Annotated in this window: 18 protein-coding genes; 6 read left to right on the top strand and 12 right to left on the bottom strand. The window is 54.6% G+C overall.

All coding sequences use genetic code 11. From position 1 onward, the window contains the following. Window positions 1-10: 10 nt before the first annotated feature. The 3 genes from fdxH to QNN88_RS00200 all read left to right on the top strand — a co-directional run bounded on the left by fdxH (window position 11) and on the right by QNN88_RS00200 (window position 2,273). Window positions 11-895, top strand: a complete 885-nt coding sequence (fdxH, locus tag QNN88_RS00210; protein ID WP_414238457.1) for a formate dehydrogenase subunit beta — start codon at window positions 11-13, stop codon at window positions 893-895. Then, the gene (gene fdnI, locus QNN88_RS00205) at window positions 888-1,544 is read left to right on the top strand and encodes a formate dehydrogenase-N subunit gamma (protein ID WP_414238456.1); all 657 of its coding nucleotides are present in this window, start codon (window positions 888-890) and stop codon (window positions 1,542-1,544) included. The genes fdxH and fdnI overlap by 8 nt, the downstream gene beginning before the upstream one ends. A 126-nt stretch (window positions 1,545-1,670) precedes the next feature. Next, the gene (locus QNN88_RS00200) at window positions 1,671-2,273 is read left to right on the top strand and encodes an inorganic diphosphatase (protein WP_414238455.1); all 603 of its coding nucleotides are present in this window, start codon (window positions 1,671-1,673) and stop codon (window positions 2,271-2,273) included. A 44-nt stretch (window positions 2,274-2,317) separates the two neighbouring features. Here QNN88_RS00200 and QNN88_RS00195 read toward each other — a convergent pair whose 3' ends face one another. The 6 genes from QNN88_RS00195 to bdm form a co-directional block, all read right to left on the bottom strand. Further along, window positions 2,318-2,602, bottom strand: coding sequence for a HigA family addiction module antitoxin (locus QNN88_RS00195; RefSeq protein WP_102601809.1), 285 nt, complete (start codon window positions 2,600-2,602; stop codon window positions 2,318-2,320). After that, window positions 2,602-2,880 carry a type II toxin-antitoxin system RelE/ParE family toxin gene (locus QNN88_RS00190; RefSeq protein WP_414238454.1) on the bottom strand — a complete coding sequence of 93 codons (279 nt, stop codon included), beginning with the start codon at window positions 2,878-2,880 and terminating at the stop codon, window positions 2,602-2,604. Before QNN88_RS00190 ends, QNN88_RS00195 begins: the two co-directional genes overlap by 1 nt. 179 nt (window positions 2,881-3,059) lie before the next feature. Next, a complete protein-coding gene (locus QNN88_RS00185) occupies window positions 3,060-4,775 on the bottom strand; it encodes an ABC-F family ATP-binding cassette domain-containing protein (protein WP_414238453.1) in 1,716 nt (571 codons plus the stop codon). Between the two features lie 308 nt (window positions 4,776-5,083). Beyond that, window positions 5,084-6,781: a malate dehydrogenase gene (gene maeA / locus QNN88_RS00180; protein ID WP_414238452.1), complete on the bottom strand. Its 1,698-nt coding sequence runs from the start codon at window positions 6,779-6,781 to the stop codon at window positions 5,084-5,086. Between the two features lie 171 nt (window positions 6,782-6,952). Then, window positions 6,953-7,096 (bottom strand): stationary-phase-induced ribosome-associated protein, encoded by a 144-nt coding sequence (gene sra, locus QNN88_RS00175; protein WP_061077521.1) that lies wholly within the window; start codon window positions 7,094-7,096, stop codon window positions 6,953-6,955. Between the two features lie 94 nt (window positions 7,097-7,190). Next, window positions 7,191-7,406 (bottom strand): biofilm-dependent modulation protein, encoded by a 216-nt coding sequence (gene bdm, locus QNN88_RS00170; RefSeq protein ID WP_414238451.1) that lies wholly within the window; start codon window positions 7,404-7,406, stop codon window positions 7,191-7,193. Between the two features lie 331 nt (window positions 7,407-7,737). On the opposite strand from bdm, the gene osmC reads away from it, so the two are divergent. Next, the gene (gene osmC / locus QNN88_RS00165; RefSeq protein ID WP_414238450.1) at window positions 7,738-8,169 is read left to right on the top strand and encodes a peroxiredoxin OsmC; all 432 of its coding nucleotides are present in this window, start codon (window positions 7,738-7,740) and stop codon (window positions 8,167-8,169) included. Window positions 8,170-8,204: 35 nt separating this feature from the next. On the opposite strand, the gene QNN88_RS00160 is transcribed toward osmC, so the two are convergent. The 6 genes from QNN88_RS00160 to QNN88_RS00135 are packed head-to-tail and all read right to left on the bottom strand — an operon-like array spanning window position 8,205 to window position 13,920. Then, entirely contained in the window at window positions 8,205-8,975 is a 771-nt protein-coding gene (locus tag QNN88_RS00160) for a 3-hydroxybutyrate dehydrogenase (protein ID WP_414238449.1), read from the bottom strand. A gap of 11 nt (window positions 8,976-8,986) precedes the next feature. After that, entirely contained in the window at window positions 8,987-10,381 is a 1,395-nt protein-coding gene (locus QNN88_RS00155; RefSeq protein WP_414238448.1) for a GntP family permease, read from the bottom strand. A gap of 43 nt (window positions 10,382-10,424) precedes the next feature. Beyond that, entirely contained in the window at window positions 10,425-11,348 is a 924-nt protein-coding gene (locus QNN88_RS00150; RefSeq protein ID WP_414238447.1) for a 3-hydroxyacyl-CoA dehydrogenase family protein, read from the bottom strand. Continuing rightward, window positions 11,338-12,543 carry an acetyl-CoA C-acetyltransferase gene (locus QNN88_RS00145; protein ID WP_414238446.1) on the bottom strand — a complete coding sequence of 402 codons (1,206 nt, stop codon included), beginning with the start codon at window positions 12,541-12,543 and terminating at the stop codon, window positions 11,338-11,340. The genes QNN88_RS00150 and QNN88_RS00145 overlap by 11 nt, the downstream gene beginning before the upstream one ends. 10 nt (window positions 12,544-12,553) lie before the next feature. Then, window positions 12,554-13,210, bottom strand: coding sequence for a CoA transferase subunit B (locus QNN88_RS00140; RefSeq protein WP_414238445.1), 657 nt, complete (start codon window positions 13,208-13,210; stop codon window positions 12,554-12,556). A 2-nt stretch (window positions 13,211-13,212) separates the two neighbouring features. Next, the gene (locus tag QNN88_RS00135; protein WP_414238444.1) at window positions 13,213-13,920 is read right to left on the bottom strand and encodes a CoA transferase subunit A; all 708 of its coding nucleotides are present in this window, start codon (window positions 13,918-13,920) and stop codon (window positions 13,213-13,215) included. 142 nt (window positions 13,921-14,062) lie between these two features. Between QNN88_RS00135 and QNN88_RS00130 the strand changes: the two genes are divergently transcribed. Next, on the top strand, window positions 14,063-14,953 hold the full coding sequence (locus tag QNN88_RS00130; RefSeq protein WP_414238443.1) for a LysR family transcriptional regulator: 891 nt from the start codon (window positions 14,063-14,065) through the stop codon (window positions 14,951-14,953). Window positions 14,954-15,193: 240 nt separating this feature from the next. After that, window positions 15,194-15,523: an acid-activated periplasmic chaperone HdeB gene (gene hdeB, locus QNN88_RS00125; protein ID WP_414238442.1), complete on the top strand. Its 330-nt coding sequence runs from the start codon at window positions 15,194-15,196 to the stop codon at window positions 15,521-15,523. Window positions 15,524-15,609: the final 86 nt, after the last annotated feature.

The raw sequence follows: 15,609 nt of genomic DNA, 5'->3' as shown, positions 1-15,609 counted from the left end.
GGGCGAGCATATGTCTTTGGAAACGCAGGACATCATCAAAAGGTCCGCAACAAACACGATCACGCCGCCACCGCAGGTGCGTGATTATAAAGCCGAGGTCGCCAAGCTCATTGACGTCACCTCCTGCGTGGGCTGTAAAGCCTGCCAGGTGGCCTGCTCCGAGTGGAACGACATTCGTGACGAGGTAGGGCATTGTGTTGGGGTGTACGACAACCCCGCCGATCTCAGCGCCAAGTCCTGGACGGTGATGCGTTTTAGCGAAACCGAGCAGAACGGCAAACTGGAATGGCTGATTCGTAAAGACGGCTGCATGCACTGTGAAGATCCGGGCTGCCTGAAGGCCTGCCCGTCTGCGGGTGCAATCATCCAGTATGCTAACGGGATTGTTGATTTTCAGTCCGAGCACTGCATTGGCTGCGGCTACTGCATCGCCGGGTGTCCGTTTAATATTCCGCGCCTCAATAAAGAGGATAACCGCGTCTATAAATGTACACTCTGCGTCGATCGCGTCAGCGTGGGTCAGGAGCCGGCCTGTGTCAAAACCTGTCCGACCGGGGCGATTCATTTCGGCACTAAGCAAGAGATGCTGGAAATGGGCGAGCAGCGCGTGAAGAAACTGAAAGCGCGCGGCTATGAGCATGCTGGCGTCTACAACCCGCAGGGTGTTGGCGGTACGCACGTGATGTACGTTCTGCATCACGCGGATCAGCCGGAACTGTATCATGGTTTGCCGAACGAGCCGAAAGTCGACACCTCTATCAATCTGTGGAAAGGGGCGCTGAAACCATTAGCCGCTGCCGGATTTATCGCCACCTTTGCCGGGCTGATTTACCACTACATCGGTATCGGCCCGAACAAAGAAGTGGACGATGACGAGGAGGATCATCATGAGTAAGTCGAAAATGATTGTGCGCACGAAGTTCATCGATCGCGCCTGTCACTGGACGGTGGTGATTTGCTTCTTCCTGGTTGCGCTGTCGGGGATTTCATTTTTCTTCCCGACGCTGCAATGGCTGACGCAAACCTTCGGAACGCCGCAGATGGGGCGTATTTTGCACCCGTTCTTTGGCGTTGCGATCTTCGTCGCGCTGATGTTCATGTTTGTTCGTTTCGTCCATCACAATATCCCGGATAAGAAAGACCTTCCGTGGCTGAAGAATATTGTTGAAGTGCTGAAAGGCAACGAACACAAAGTGGCGGATGTGGGCAAATATAATGCCGGACAAAAGATGATGTTCTGGTCGATCATGAGCATGATTTTTGTACTGCTGGTGACCGGCGTGATTATCTGGCGTCCATACTTTGCGCAGTATTTCCCGATGCAGGTGGTGCGTTACAGCCTGTTGATCCACGCGGCGGCGGGGATCATCCTGATTCACGCCATTCTCATCCATATGTACATGGCATTCTGGGTGAAAGGATCGATTAAAGGGATGATTGAAGGGAAGGTGAGTCGTCGCTGGGCGAAGAAACACCATCCTCGCTGGTATCGTGACATCGAGAAGGCCGAAGCGAAGAAAGAGAGTGAAGAAGGAATAAACTAGTTCTCTTTTTCACAGCAACAGGCGCTACTCCGGTAGCGCCTTTTTTTTGCCATAAAAACGTCATGATTCTGTCATTGGCTAACCGTAACGTGTTGTCTTCACAAATAACCGAAGAGTTAACCGACAATGCATCTGGTCAAAAAATTGCTCGCTGCAGGCGTACTTCTTTCCGCGTCCGTTCAGGCGCAGAACGTCCTTGAGTTCCCACAGCCGGAGAACAATCCGGAAGAATTTTATGCCGTGACGGAAATTCCGGCTGGCGGGATCATTAAATACGAAACCGACGCTAAAACCGGGTTTATCGTTGCGGACCGCTTTCAGTCCATGCCGGTAGCCTATCCGGCAAACTACGGCTCGCTGACCCAGTCACTGGCGGGAGACGGCGATCCGCTGGATGTTATTTTCTACACCCGCGCGCCGCTGGCACCGGGTACGCTGATTAAGCTTCGCGCGATTGGCGTGCTGAAGATGATTGATGGCGGCGAGAAGGATGACAAAATTGTGGCGGTTCCTGCCAGCAAAATTGATCCTACCTATGACGACATCAAGGAACTGGCCGACCTGCCGAAAATTGAAGTTCAGCGCCTGGAGTCGTTCTTCCGCGTCTACAAAGAATTACCGGAAGGGCGCAAGAAAGTGGAGCTGAACGGCTTTAACGACGCGGCGACCGCAAAGCAGGAAATCAAACAGGCATGGGATGCCTGGAAAGCGAAAAATCCGCAGCGATAAGCGAATCTGCCGGACGGCGTTTGCCAGTCCGGCTGTCAACGCGATTACTGCACCGCCAGACGGCGCAGGCGGGAAATGTCCACGCTTTTTTGCGCTTGTGCCAGACTCCAGGTATTTTGCAGATTTAGCCACATCTCCGGTGAGCTGCCGATCACCACCGAGAGCTTAATCGCCATCTCGGGCGTGAGAGCGGCTTTACCCGTCAAAAGACGGCTTGCGGTTGAGGGCGCAATCTCCATTGCTCTGGCAAATTCACGTAAACTGACGTTCAGTTCGTCCAGCGCTTCCTGAATAATATCCCCGGGGCGGGGATGATTCGCCATTTTCATCAGTGATAATCCTCGTAATCCAGAATGTACGCATCGCCATTGACGAATTCGAACGTCAGACGCCAGTTGCCTGAAACCGATATTGCCCACACGCCGTCGCGATCGCCGCTCAGAGGATGCAGTCGGTAACCGGGCATGTTGATATCGTTCACGCAGCCTGCGGCGTCAATCACGGCGAGGCGGTGTCGCAAACGTTTGACGTGCTTTGCCAGCACACCTGACGTTTTACCGTGAAGAAACAGGTCGCGTAATCCTTTGTGCCTGAAATTCATGATCATCCTTTTCACCTCGTTCCTTCAGGAGGAACAGTAGCATTATGTTCCGTCAGACGCAACAAATTTCGCCTGCATTTGTGCGAGTGTCTGGCGAAATGAACAAAGAGAAAAGAAGAGGGGCTCAATACTGGAAAGCGCTACGCAAATTGCCCGGTAAACATCGCGTTACCGGGCATTGAACATTAAAGACGCGCGGTGATGTCGTCTATCTCTTTACGCCATTGAGCCTGCAACTGTGGCTTCTGGTGTCGGGGTTTACGTGCCAGATCTTCAGCCAGACGCTGCTCGAGCATGAGTAGTTTTTCCAGCAGAGCGTCATCGTCATGGCGTTCCACGTCAGAGGGCTCGCCATCTTTCACCATGGCTGGTGAATGTTCCTCCGTGACTTGCCGGATACGGGCATAGACGGCGTCCGGATCGTGCCATTCGCTCAGTTCGCCGTTGTCAACAAACCAGAACCGATTACAGCTCTGGCTGATGAGTTGCCGATCGTGACTGACCAGCAGCACGCCGCCTTCAAAAGTTTGCAAGGTCTGCGCCAGCGCTTCTTTGCCTTCCATATCCAGATGATTAGTCGGTTCATCCAGCATCAGAAGGCTATAGCGCGCCAGCGACAGTCCGACAAACAGCAGGCGTGAACGCTCGCCGCCGCTTAACGTGCTGACCGATTGCGCATGGCGTATCCACGGGAATCCCGCGCTAATCAGCGCCATTTTGCGGATATCAGGCTGCGGGGCGAACGGTTCCAGGGCGTCAAACAACGACGCGTCATCGGGTAGCTGATGCAACGTCTGGTCGTAGTAACCCAGCGACACGCGGGGATGCAGAACCAGTGAATCAGACGCCATCTGCGCCTGATAATGCTGCCAGATAAGCTTTAACAGCGAAGATTTTCCGCAACCGTTGCGCCCGACGATCGCCACCCGGTCGCCGCTCTTCAGGCGAATCCCCGCAACAGTAAACAGCGTGGGCGCCTCTGGCGCAGGCGCGACCGAGAGGTGAGAAAGTTCCAGCAGACGATCTGCCCGTAGCGCGTCACCGTTCAATGTTAGTGACCACTGACTTCCTGCGGTCAGATCCGTTTGCACCGCCTTCAGACGTAGCACGTGCCTTTCCATTTGCTTCGCTTTGCGCGACAGATCCTCGTTATCGTAGACCCGTCCCCAGGTGGCAAGCCGTTTTGCGCTGGCGGTGACGCGATCGATCTCCTTTTGCTCCGCTTTATGGCGCAGCGCGTCGCTGGCATCGCGCTCAACCAGCGCCTGTCGGGCAGCGCTACAGGGCAACGCGAAGGCGTGTAGGGTCCGATCGCGCAGGATCCATGTGCCATTCGTGATCGCATCAAGCAGTTGCGGATCGTGAGACACCACCACAAAACTGCCGGACCAGTTCTGTAAAAATTGTTCCAGCCACAGTAAGGTGGGTAAATCCAGATGGTTCCCCGGTTCGTCAAGCAGCAGCAGATCAGGCTGGCGCATGAGCGCACGAGCCAGTAGCAGACGCGTATGCTGACCGCCACTGAGGGTTTGCGCCGTTAATTGCAGATCCTGGCCGCTAAAGCCCATCTGCGCGAGCAACGCCTCAACCTGCCAGAGCTGGCCAGCGCGTTCATGGTCAGGAAGTTGTGCCAGAACAGCTTCCTGTAACGTCAGCGGCAAGATTTCGTCAGGCAAATGCTGCTCAACGCGGGCAAGATGACAGTGGTTTGCCAGCGCCAGGGTTCCGCCTGTTGGAGTGATCGAACCGTCGAGAACTTTCAGCAGTGTGCTTTTACCACAGCCGTTGTAGCCGATAAGCCCAATGCGATCGCCTTTTTTCAGGGTAAACGTGAGATCGTCGAAAAGCGTGCCGAACGCTGTATCAACGTGAAGGGATTGTGCAGTTAGTAATGTGCTCATTGTTGCTTACTCAAGAGTTACAGGCGTCAAAACGCCTCGTCAAACTTCGCTGACGATAACCCGGTAAGCCCGAGAGAAGGGGAATTCAGAAGTTAGCTTCGCTCAAGCAGAAGTTATCGCAGCACGATACCGATAACGCTTGAGCACTGGCGATCGCCAAAAGCATGTGAAGCGATGAATCGTTCACAGTACAGCATAAGTATCCTCCTTTTATTTATCTGAATGTTAATCGATGGCGAAAGTGTAAGCGCAAGTAATGAGACAGCGCAAGTCTGAAGGCCCGGCAGCGTGCGCCACCGGGCAAATTGTCAGATAGAAGTACGACGATAATCGCGATATTCCGCCTGCCAGAAGTTCTCTTCGATAGCCTGCAATAGTGCTTCAGCGGAGGTTTTCACCGCGACACCTTGCTGTTGAGCCATTTTGCCGACGGCAAACGCAATGGCGCGCGAGACGGTCTGAATGTCTTTCAGCTCCGGCAACACCAGTCCTTCACCGTTGAGCACCAGCGGCGAATGCTGGGCAAGTGTTTCACTGGCGGACATCAGCATCTCATCAGTAATGCGCGAGGCACCAGAAGCAATCACGCCAAGCCCAATGCCCGGGAATATATAGGCGTTGTTACACTGGGCGATGGGATAGATTTTGTCTTTCCAGACCACCGGCATAAACGGGCTGCCGGTGGCAACCAGCGCGTTACCTTCCGTCCAGGTGATGATGTCCTGCGGCGTCGCTTCTACACGCGAGGTGGGGTTAGACAGCGGCATTACGATCGGACGCGGGCAATGCTTATGCATTTCGCGGATGATCTCTTCGGTGAACAGGCCGGTTTGCCCGGAAACACCGATCAGAATATCCGGCTTCACATTGCGAACCACATCAAGCAGCGACAGCACGTCGTTATCGCTATCCCATTCCTGAAGATTTTCACGTTTTTGCACCAGTTTGGTCTGGAAGGAGAGCAGATTCGGCATCTGATCGGTCAACAGGCCAAAACGGTCCACCATGAAGACTCTCTGGCGCGCGGCTTCTTCACTTAATCCTTCACGCTGGATCTGAGCAATAATCTGCTCGGCGATACCGCAACCGGCAGAGCCTGCGCCAAGGAAGACAATTTTTTGCTCACTGAGCTGACTGCCTGCCGCCCGACTGGCGGCGATCAGCGTGCCGACGGTCACCGCGGCGGTACCCTGAATGTCGTCGTTGAAGGAGCAGATCTCGTTGCGATAGCGGTTAAGCAGCGGCATAGCGTTTTTCTGCGCAAAGTCTTCAAACTGCAACAGCACATCTGGCCAGCGATGTTTAACGGCCTGAATGAATTCATCGACAAATTCGTAGTATTCATCATCGGTGATGCGCGGATTGCGCCAGCCCATGTATAACGGGTCATTGAGGAGTTGCGGGTTATTGGTTCCCACATCCAGCACGACCGGCAGGGTATAAGCCGGGCTGATGCCGCCACAGGCGGTGTACAACGAAAGCTTGCCAATGGGAATGCCCATCCCGCCGATCCCCTGGTCGCCAAGACCAAGTATACGTTCGCCGTCGGTGACCACGATGACTTTGATGTTGTGGTTAGGGACGTTTTGCAGGATGTCGTCCATATTGTGGCGGTTCTGGTAGGAGATGAACACACCGCGCGCACGACGATAAATCTCGGAGAAACGTTCACAGGCAGCACCCACCGTTGGGGTGTAGATCACCGGCATCATCTCATCGAGATGGTTATGCACCAGTCGGTAGAACAGCGTTTCGTTGGTATCCTGGATATTACGCAGGTAGATGTGTTTATCGATTTCCGTTTTGAATCCCTGATACTGGATCCAGGCGCGTTCCGCCTGCTCTTCAATCGACTCGACCACTTCCGGCAGTAACCCCAGCAGGTTGAAGTTACGGCGCTCCTCCATACTGAACGCGCTGCCTTTATTCAGTAAGGGAAATTCCAGTAGTACCGGGCCAGCGTAAGGAATATAAAGGGAACGCATTTTTTTGCTTTTGGTTTCCATGTCACTCACTCTTTTTTTGAATATCCGTCCCTGGCACCTTTTATAATATGTTGCCATTCCGCCAGGGGGTCGGGCACAGATTATAAAGCATTGCGAATGAATTAGGCTTTTTGTAAGCAAAAACACCATCGCGGTTGCGATGGTGTTTATCGTCATAGTCGGGCTGTGCGGTTACTTTTTGCTGTCTGCGTGGCGTTTTCTGCCGGTTGGGTTGTTCACCACGCTGGATTTTTCACCTTCAGTCACCACTTTGCGCTGATTAGAAATTTTATGATCCAGTCCAAGAATATGACGGGCCTGACGGTTCGATTTCATTTTAACTCCTCAATCCTGTTGCTAGTTTTAAGGACAAATTCGCAAGTGCGAAAGAAATGTAACCCCTTAGGTTGCGTGATACAGCATAGCATCTTTAAAGCGCGGCGTGCTGCCCGCTGACGACATAATTAATGGTTTGCTGGTAGATGTCACTGAGGATGTCATTATCGGTCGCTTCGACCCATTTGGTCAGCTCCATTAAAATGTCATCTTCAGTGACAGCTCCCAGTTCTGCGCGAAGACCCTGCTCAATGGCGTGAACTAATGCTGGCTGTGCTGCTGAGGTATTTGCTGAGTAATAAGTAAACATAACCTGCCTCCGTGTCGATGTATTTATAAGTACGGCTCGCAAAAAATTAATTCGTATTCAGAATGGCAAATATTTTTACGCCTGTGGTTCAGAAAACTCCTGGAAGCAATGAAATGTATTTCAATCATATGATTTCAAAGGGATTACTCTGAGTTTTTAACGTTATAATTTGCCAAAATATATAGATTTATTTATTCTGTGAGTCAGTGGTAATTTACCTTATGTCAAATTGTCTTTATACCTGAGGTATTCCTTTTGATTATTTCTTTATTCCGTCAGACCTGTAATTCATGGTCTATACTTTCTCTTTTAAGCCAACAGGAGAGCGAAAATGACAATCCATAAGAAAGGTCAGGCACACTGGGAAGGCGACATTAAACGCGGGAAAGGCACCGTTTCAACGGAAAGCGGGGTGCTCAACCAGCAGCCATATGGTTTCAACACCCGTTTTGAAGGGGCAAAAGGCACGAACCCGGAAGAGCTGATCGGCGCTGCACATGCGGCCTGTTTCTCAATGGCGCTTTCGCTGATGCTTGGTGAAGCTGGCTTTACGCCGGACGCCATTGACACCACAGCCGATGTGTCTCTGGACAAAGTCGATGCCGGTTTTGCGATTACCAAAATCGCACTGCACAGTGACGTCAACGTACCGGGAATTGACGCCGCCACCTTCGACGGGATTATCCAGAAAGCGAAAGCCGGATGCCCGGTATCACAGGTGCTGAAAGCGGAAATCACGCTGGATTACCAGCTGAATTCCTGATCGCATAACTGCCCGGGAAACCGGGCATCATCACGTTACTGCGCCACCCAACCGCCATCCATATTCCACGCTGCGCCGCGCACCTGGGCTGCGCCTTCAGAACACAAAAACAGTGTCAGTTCACCCAACTGCTGTGGTGTAACAAATTCCCGCGAAGGTTGTTTTTCCGCCAGAAGGGCGTCACGTGCGGCGTCCGGCTCTGTGCCTTCGGCGATACGTTTATCAATTTGCTGCTGGACCAGCGGCGTCAGCACCCATCCGGGACACAGCGCATTGCAGGTCACCCCCGTTTGCGCCGTTTCCAGCGCCGTAGTTTTGGTGAATCCCACCACGCCGTGCTTGGCGGCAACATAAGCCGATTTGTCTTTTGAGGCCACCAGACCATGCACCGAAGCGATGTTAATGATGCGCCCCCAGTTGCGCTCGCGCATACCCGGCAGTGCCAGACGAGTGGTGTGAAATACCGAGGAGAGGTTGATGGCGATGATCGCGTTCCATTTGTCTACCGGAAAGTGTTCGACGGGGGAGACAAACTGGATCCCGGCATTATTGACCAGAATATCCACGCCGCCATACTCGCGTTGCGCGTAGTCGATCATTTCGCTGATTTGTGCCGCATCGCTCAGATCGGCGCCATGATAACCCGGTTCTGTCCCGTACTGTGCGATGGCTTCTTTAGCCGCCGCCACTTCACCAAAACCGTTGAGGATAATCGTCGCGCCAGCTTTCGCCAGCGTCTGTGCGATACCCAAACCAATACCGCTGGTGGAACCGGTGATTAGCGCCGTCTTACCGTGTAAATTCATGTTTCATCTCCTCAGACAATCCCGGTGGTGTAAAACACCCCGATAACAAACAGTACCGCCAGACTTTTGATTACCGTAATCGCGAAGATCCCGCCGTAAGCCTGACGGTGGCTCAGTCCGGTAATCGCCAGCAGGGTAATCACTGCGCCGTTATGGGGCAGCGTATCCATCCCGCCGCTGGCCATCGATGCCACACGGTGGAACACCTCCAGCGGAATATTGGCGGCATGGGCTGCCGCCATAAAGGTATCCGACATTGCCGCCAGTGCAATACTCATCCCGCCGGATGCGGAGCCGGTGATACCGGCGAGCGTAGTAATGCTAATCGCTTCATTGAGTAATGGATCAGGAATGGCTGACAGCGCTTTTGACAGCACCAGAAAACCGGGAAGTGCGGCGATTACCGCGCCAAAGCCATATTCCGATGCGGTATTCATCGCTGCCAGAATCGCGCCGCCGACAGCCGTTCGACTGCCTTCTGCAAGGCGACCACGAATATTGCGATAACCAAAAATGACCACCAACAGGATGCCGGAGACCAGTGCCGCCTCTACCGCCCAGATCGCAGTGATTTTGCTGATTTCTGTGGTGATAGGGGCGGCCAGGCCCGGAAGTTCCAGTTGGTGGCTGCTGCCATACCACACCGGGATCCAGCGGGTAAACAGCAGGTTGAATACGCCCACCAGGATCAACGGCGAAATAGCGACGATCGGATTGGGCAAATTAATGTTATCCGGTGTTTCCGGTTCGTTTTGCAGGTCGCTACCGTAGCCCTCATTTTGGGCAAAGGCTTTACGCCGCTGGCGTTCGAGATAGAAAAGGCCGACCACGATAATAAACAGCGAGCCAATCAGCCCCAGCCAGGGCGCAGCCCAGGCGTTAGTGCCAAAGAAACTGGTTGGAATAATGTTCTGGATTTGCGGCGTGCCGGGCAGGGCATCCATCGTAAAGGAAAAGGCGCCCAGCGCCACCGTCGCCGGGATCAGACGCTTGGGAATATTGCTCTGACGAAACAGTTCGGCAGCAAACGGATAGACCGCAAACGCCACCACAAACAGCGACACACCACCATACGTCAGCAGCGCACAGACCAGTACAATGACCGGGATCGCATGTCGGCGTCCCAGAATCTGGATGGCTGCCGCGACGATCGAACGGGAAAAACCGGACAGTTCAATTAACTTGCCAAACACTGCGCCCAGTAAAAACACCGGGAAATAGAGCTTTACAAAACCGACCATTTTTTCCATAAACAGACCGGTGAAGGCCGGCCCGACGGCGCTCGGTTCAGTCAGTAACACGGCGCCCAGAGCGGCGATGGGGGCAAACAAAATGACGCTGTAACCACGATAGGCTGCCAGCATCAGCAGCCCCAGCGCGGCCAGGGCGATTAACACACTCATCATGACTCCTCGATATCGTTGTTATAGTGGGGGACAGAAAGAGACGTTACGGTTTTAGGGCAAAGCGCAGTTGGTGCGTTCTGCGTTGCTGGATATAATCCTTGCGCGAGTCATCCCAGCGATAAAATCCCTGACCGCTGCGCCAGCCGGTGTCACCGCGCGCCACTTTTTCCGCAACCAGCGACATCATGTCGCTGCCGGTCGCCAGCTCCGGCAACAAGTGATGGCAAATGTCCTGTACGGTCGACAATCCGGTCATATCTGCCGCCTCCAGAGGGCCGACCATCGCATAGCGCCGCCCCAGAGAGGCGCGCATGACTTGATCCACGACTTCCGCGCTCGCAATTCCGCTTTTGACGATATGCAGTGCTTCGCGCAGCAGGGCGAACTGCAGGCGATTGCCGACAAAGCCGGGCGCGGCGCGATCGAGGATCACCGCTTCCAGTTGCATACTCATAAGCCGCTGTTGAACGGTGGCGAGGCAGGCCGGATTCGTGCGGCTTCCGGGGACGATTTCAACCAGAGGGATAAAATGCGGCGGGTGCCAGAAGTGGGCGATCAGCAGCCGTTCCGGATAAGCAAGATTCTCCGCCAGCGCATCTGGCGGCAGGCCGCTGGTGTTGCTGGCAATAATTGCCTCCGGCGCAATCAGTGTTTCTAGCCGGGCATACAGCGCGTGTTTAAGTTCCAGACGTTCAGGAATCGCTTCGATCAGCAGCGGAGACGCCGCAACATCCTCAAGCGACGTTGTTCCGTGTAAGCGGGCGAGAACGGTCGCTTTTTCCGCGGCGGAGAACTGATCTGCGGCAACCAGTTCATCCAGAATGCTGCTGGCGACTGCTGATATTTCGGCGATACGGGCGCTGTCGGTATCATACAGCCAGACATCCTGTCCATAACGGGCGAAGTGTGTGGCGATCCCGACGCCCATTAATCCGGCGCCCAATACGGTGAAACGGTTATTCAGCATGTGAGCCTCCTGTAGAACGTTCAACGGCTAGGGCTACGCCCTGACCGCCGCCAACGCAGAGGGTTGCCAGACCTTTGTGCGCGTTGCGCCGTCTCATTTCGTGCAGTAGCGTCACCAGGATGCGACAGCCAGATGCGCCAATCGGATGGCCGAGCGCAATCGCACCACCGTTGACGTTGACTTTACTGGCGTCCCAGCCCAGTTCCTGGCCTACCGCCAGCGCCTGGGCGGCGAACGCTTCGTTGGCTTCAATCAGGTCGAGTTCATCCAGCGTCCACCCGGCGCGTTGCAGGCACTGGCGCGTGGCCGCAACCGGGCCAATCCCCATCAGGGCGGGATCCACGCCGGACACCGCATACCCGGCAATACGTGCCAGCACGGGTAGATTCAGTGACGCGGCGCGACGGGCGCTCATCAGCATCACGGCTGCCGCCCCGTCGTTAAGAGATGACGCGTTACCGGCGGTTACCGAGCCGCTGCCTGGTCGAAAGGCGGGTTTCAGTTGCGCCAGTTTCTCGGCCTGGGTATCCGGGCGCGGCTGTTCATCCTGCACGATCTGTAGCGGCGGTTTTTTGCCTTGCGGGACGCTGAGCGGGGTGATTTCTGCGGCGAAATGTCCTGCTTCGCGTGCAGCGGCGGCTTTTTGCTGTGACAACAGAGCAAAGGCATCCTGCTGCTCTCGACTAATGGCGAAGCGATCCGCCAGATTTTCCGCGGTAATGCCCATGTGGTAATCGTTAAAAGCATCCCACAGACCGTCATGCACCACGCTGTCTTTCAGGCTGGCGTGGCCGAGGCGTAAGCCTGCGCGTGCGCCGTCAAGGAAATAGGGGGCATTGCTCATGCTCTCCTGTCCCCCGGCAATCATGATTTCCGCATCGCCACAGCGAATCGCCTGCGCAGCCTGCTGCACCGCTTTTAAACCTGAACCGCAAACCAGATTCACGGTCACGGCGGGCGTGGTGACAGGCAATCCCGCCTTCAGCGCTGTCTGCCGCGCCGGATTTTGACCGCTACCGGTGGTCAGTACCTGACCAAAAATCACTTCATCAATGGCGTCCGGTGCCACCGCCGTAGTCTCCAACAGCGTACGAACTACCGCCGCGCCGAGTTCAACGGCAGAGAGTGGCGCTAACGCTCCGTGAAAACTGCCGATGGGTGTACGCGTCGCCGCGACAATCACAACATCCTGCATGGTCAGTTCCTCAGTTGAATTGCATTTCGGGGACGTGTTCAGGGACGATCAGCGCCCCGGCGGTTTTGCTGACAATCTCATCCACGCTGACGCCAGGCGCACGCTCACGCAGAATGAAACGGCCATCGACGATTTCCAGCAGCGCCAGATCGGTCAACACCCGCTTAATGCAGGCCACACCGGTGAGCGGCAGGGTACAGGCGGGGAGCAGTTTGGATTCACCGCTTTTTGACGCGTGGGTCATCACTACGATGATGTTTTCTGCGCCCGCCACCAGATCCATCGCGCCGCCCATGCCTTTCACCATCTTTCCGGGGATCATCCAGGAGGCGATATTGCCATTAACGTCCACCTCAAAGGCGCCCAGTACCGTGAGGTCAACATGGCCGCCGCGAATCATGGCGAAAGACTGCGCCGAGTCGAATATGGCCGCACCTTTACGCGCCGTGACCGTCTGTTTACCGGCGTTGATCATGTCGGCATCCAGCTCTGCTTCAGTGGGAAACGCTCCCATGCCGAGCAGGCCGTTTTCTGACTGCAGCATTACGTCCACCCCGTCAGGAATGTAGTTGGCGACCAGCGTCGGAATGCCGATCCCGAGGTTGACGTAGAAACCATCGCGCAGTTCGCGGGCGACGCGCATGGCCATTTGTTCACGGGTTAACATGGTCAGTCTCCTGTGCTGCGCAGCGTGCGTTGCTCAATGCGCTTTTCGAATTGCCCCTGAATCACGCGGTTGACGAAAATTCCGGGGGTATGAATGGCGGCAGGATCCAGCTCGCCAGGAGGGACAATCTCTTCGACTTCGACGACGGTGATTCGCCCGGCGGCGGCCATCAGTGGGTTAAAGTTTTGCGCGGTGTGACGATAGATGACGTTGCCGTACCAGTCGGCTTTCCAGCCTTTCACCAGCGCAAAGTCACCGGTGATAGCCCGCTCCATGATGTAGGGACGCCCGTCAAATTCACGCACCTCTTTCCCTTCAGCGACCGGCGTACCGTAGCCTGTGGCGGTAAAGAAGGCGGGGATGCCAGCACCGCCCGCCCGTAGCTGTTCGGCGAGCGTACCCTGTGGGGTCAGAACCGCTTCCAGTTCGCCACTTAATACCTGCCGTTCAAACAGGGCATTTTCGCCAACATAGGAGGCGATCACTTTACGCACCTGCCTTGTCTGTAGCAGAACGCCCAGACCGAAGCCGTCCACGCCGCAATTGTTCGAAACCACCGTCAACCCCTGAACCTCACGGCGGCGGACTTCCGCGATCAGGTTCTCCGGGATCCCGCACAGGCCGAATCCCCCCGCCAACAGCGTCATGTTATCGGTGAGTCCTTCCAGCGCCTCGTGATACGTGGCGACCCGTTTATCCAGTCCAGCCATATACTTGCCCCTCCAGTTGTCCTTGCCGACATCATTGGGGGCGGAAAATGATTTGTTAATTTTAAATTTGTGACCTATTCATTTGGTTTTTTTATCAATTCAATGTTAATTAAATGTATTCAATCAGTTAACGAGGCGAAAAATGAGAATGAGCATCAAACAGTTACGCGCGTTTTTAGCGGTAGCTCACACTCTGAATTTCGCGCATGCCAGCGAGCGGTTGAATATGTCGCAACCTGCGCTCAGTCTGACGATCAAGGGGCTCGAAGAAGTACTGGGTGGACCGTTACTGCTACGTACCACCCGCCGGGTCACGCTGACTCAGGAAGGGGAAACCCTGTTAGCGATGGCGCGCCAATTGCTGGCGGACTGGGACAATACAGAAGAGGCGATGCGCCAACGTTTTACCCTCCAGCGGGGGAAAGTGTCGGTGGCGGCGATGCCGTCTTTTGCGGCGAACGTTCTGCCGCCAGTGTTGAAAACCTTTCGCGACCGCTATGCGGGAATTAACGTGACCGTTCACGATGTCGTGAATGAACAGGTGATTGAAATGGTGAGTGAAGGACGGGTTGAGATGGGGATAGCGTTTGAACCGGACTATTGCGGTCATTTGCACTTCACGCCGTTGGGTCTGGATCGTTTTATCGCCATCGTACCGCCCGATTCCCGCTTTGCGGGACGCGAGCGAATAGCCTGGCGTGAACTGTTGACGCTGGATTTTATTGCCCTGCAACGACCTTCAGCGGTGCGGCTGATGCTGGAGGAGCACCTGGCGCAGAGCGGACGGCCGCTGGACGTGGCGCTGGAGAGTCATCAACTGGTCACCGTCGGGCGTCTGGTGGCAAACGGGTTAGGCGGTAGCGCGGTGCCGGCGCTTTGTCGTACGCAGATGCAGGAACTCGGCGCCGCCTGTCTGGATCTTGACGGCCCGGTGATTGAACGGCGGGTGGGCGTATTGCGCTCTGCGCACCATAAACTCTCGACGGCAGCGCAGGCGCTGTTGGATACGCTGAAATTGGCCTATGGCGCATAGCATTTGTCGGAGCGGTCTACGGGGATGTTGGCGGGACTGATAAGCGCAGCGATAAGGCAAAATGGCGCGGCGAAATAAGCGGCAAACATCAAAATCGGCACAGAGAAATATCAGTAACAGCCATAACGTCCGCGCATGTATTTATTTTCGAGCAGGGCGGGGTATTATTCTCTTCGTTCTACATTAACGGTTTAAAGCGCTCGTGTAGAGGTTATTTATCTCATTAACGGAGTCAAAATAATGAACAAATTTTCCCTTTCTACAGCCGGTATTTTAGTCGCAGCGCTGTTGACCAGTGTCAGCGTCAATGCAGCAACCACTGACGCGAAAAAGGACGTTACCCCTAAAAACATGAGCTGCCAGGAGTTCATTGACCTGAACCCGCAGACGATGGCGCCGGTTGCCTTCTGGGTATTAAATGAAGATGAAGACTTTAAAGGTGGAGACTATGTGACCTTTGACGAAACGGTGACTACCGCGGTTCCTTTAACGGTCGAAATCTGCAAAAAACATCCGCAAAGCGAATTGACTAAAATTAAAGACGAAATCAAAAAAGAATTAAGCAAATAAGATTAAGCTCTTATTTAAACCCAGCCAGAGTGCTGGGTTTTGTTATTTGTGACAATGTCACATTATTTATCTCACATAATCTCTGA

It is taken from the genome of Citrobacter sp. ANG330 (genome assembly GCF_047467925.1).
Taxonomy (GTDB): Bacteria; Pseudomonadota; Gammaproteobacteria; order Enterobacterales; family Enterobacteriaceae; genus Citrobacter_A; species Citrobacter_A amalonaticus_G.
This window is presented reverse-complemented; position numbering and strand designations above follow the sequence as displayed.

Coding starts and splice junctions, on each gene's coding strand:
- maeA (WP_414238452.1), bottom strand. CDS start 6,781: ATGGAAACCAAAAGCAAAAAAATGCGTTCCCTTTATATTCCTTACGCT.
- hdeB (WP_414238442.1), top strand. CDS start 15,194: ATGAACAAATTTTCCCTTTCTACAGCCGGTATTTTAGTCGCAGCGCTG.
- osmC (WP_414238450.1), top strand. CDS start 7,738: ATGACAATCCATAAGAAAGGTCAGGCACACTGGGAAGGCGACATTAAA.
- QNN88_RS00195 (WP_102601809.1), bottom strand. CDS start 2,602: ATGAAAATGGCGAATCATCCCCGCCCCGGGGATATTATTCAGGAAGCG.
- QNN88_RS00160 (WP_414238449.1), bottom strand. CDS start 8,975: ATGAATTTACACGGTAAGACGGCGCTAATCACCGGTTCCACCAGCGGT.
- QNN88_RS00200 (WP_414238455.1), top strand. CDS start 1,671: ATGCATCTGGTCAAAAAATTGCTCGCTGCAGGCGTACTTCTTTCCGCG.
- fdnI (WP_414238456.1), top strand. CDS start 888: ATGAGTAAGTCGAAAATGATTGTGCGCACGAAGTTCATCGATCGCGCC.
- sra (WP_061077521.1), bottom strand. CDS start 7,096: ATGAAATCGAACCGTCAGGCCCGTCATATTCTTGGACTGGATCATAAA.
- QNN88_RS00185 (WP_414238453.1), bottom strand. CDS start 4,775: ATGAGCACATTACTAACTGCACAATCCCTTCACGTTGATACAGCGTTC.
- QNN88_RS00150 (WP_414238447.1), bottom strand. CDS start 11,348: ATGCTGAATAACCGTTTCACCGTATTGGGCGCCGGATTAATGGGCGTC.
- QNN88_RS00140 (WP_414238445.1), bottom strand. CDS start 13,210: ATGTTAACCCGTGAACAAATGGCCATGCGCGTCGCCCGCGAACTGCGC.
- fdxH (WP_414238457.1), top strand. CDS start 11: ATGTCTTTGGAAACGCAGGACATCATCAAAAGGTCCGCAACAAACACG.
- QNN88_RS00155 (WP_414238448.1), bottom strand. CDS start 10,381: ATGATGAGTGTGTTAATCGCCCTGGCCGCGCTGGGGCTGCTGATGCTG.
- bdm (WP_414238451.1), bottom strand. CDS start 7,406: ATGTTTACTTATTACTCAGCAAATACCTCAGCAGCACAGCCAGCATTA.
- QNN88_RS00145 (WP_414238446.1), bottom strand. CDS start 12,543: ATGCAGGATGTTGTGATTGTCGCGGCGACGCGTACACCCATCGGCAGT.
- QNN88_RS00190 (WP_414238454.1), bottom strand. CDS start 2,880: ATGATCATGAATTTCAGGCACAAAGGATTACGCGACCTGTTTCTTCAC.
- QNN88_RS00135 (WP_414238444.1), bottom strand. CDS start 13,920: ATGGCTGGACTGGATAAACGGGTCGCCACGTATCACGAGGCGCTGGAA.
- QNN88_RS00130 (WP_414238443.1), top strand. CDS start 14,063: ATGAGAATGAGCATCAAACAGTTACGCGCGTTTTTAGCGGTAGCTCAC.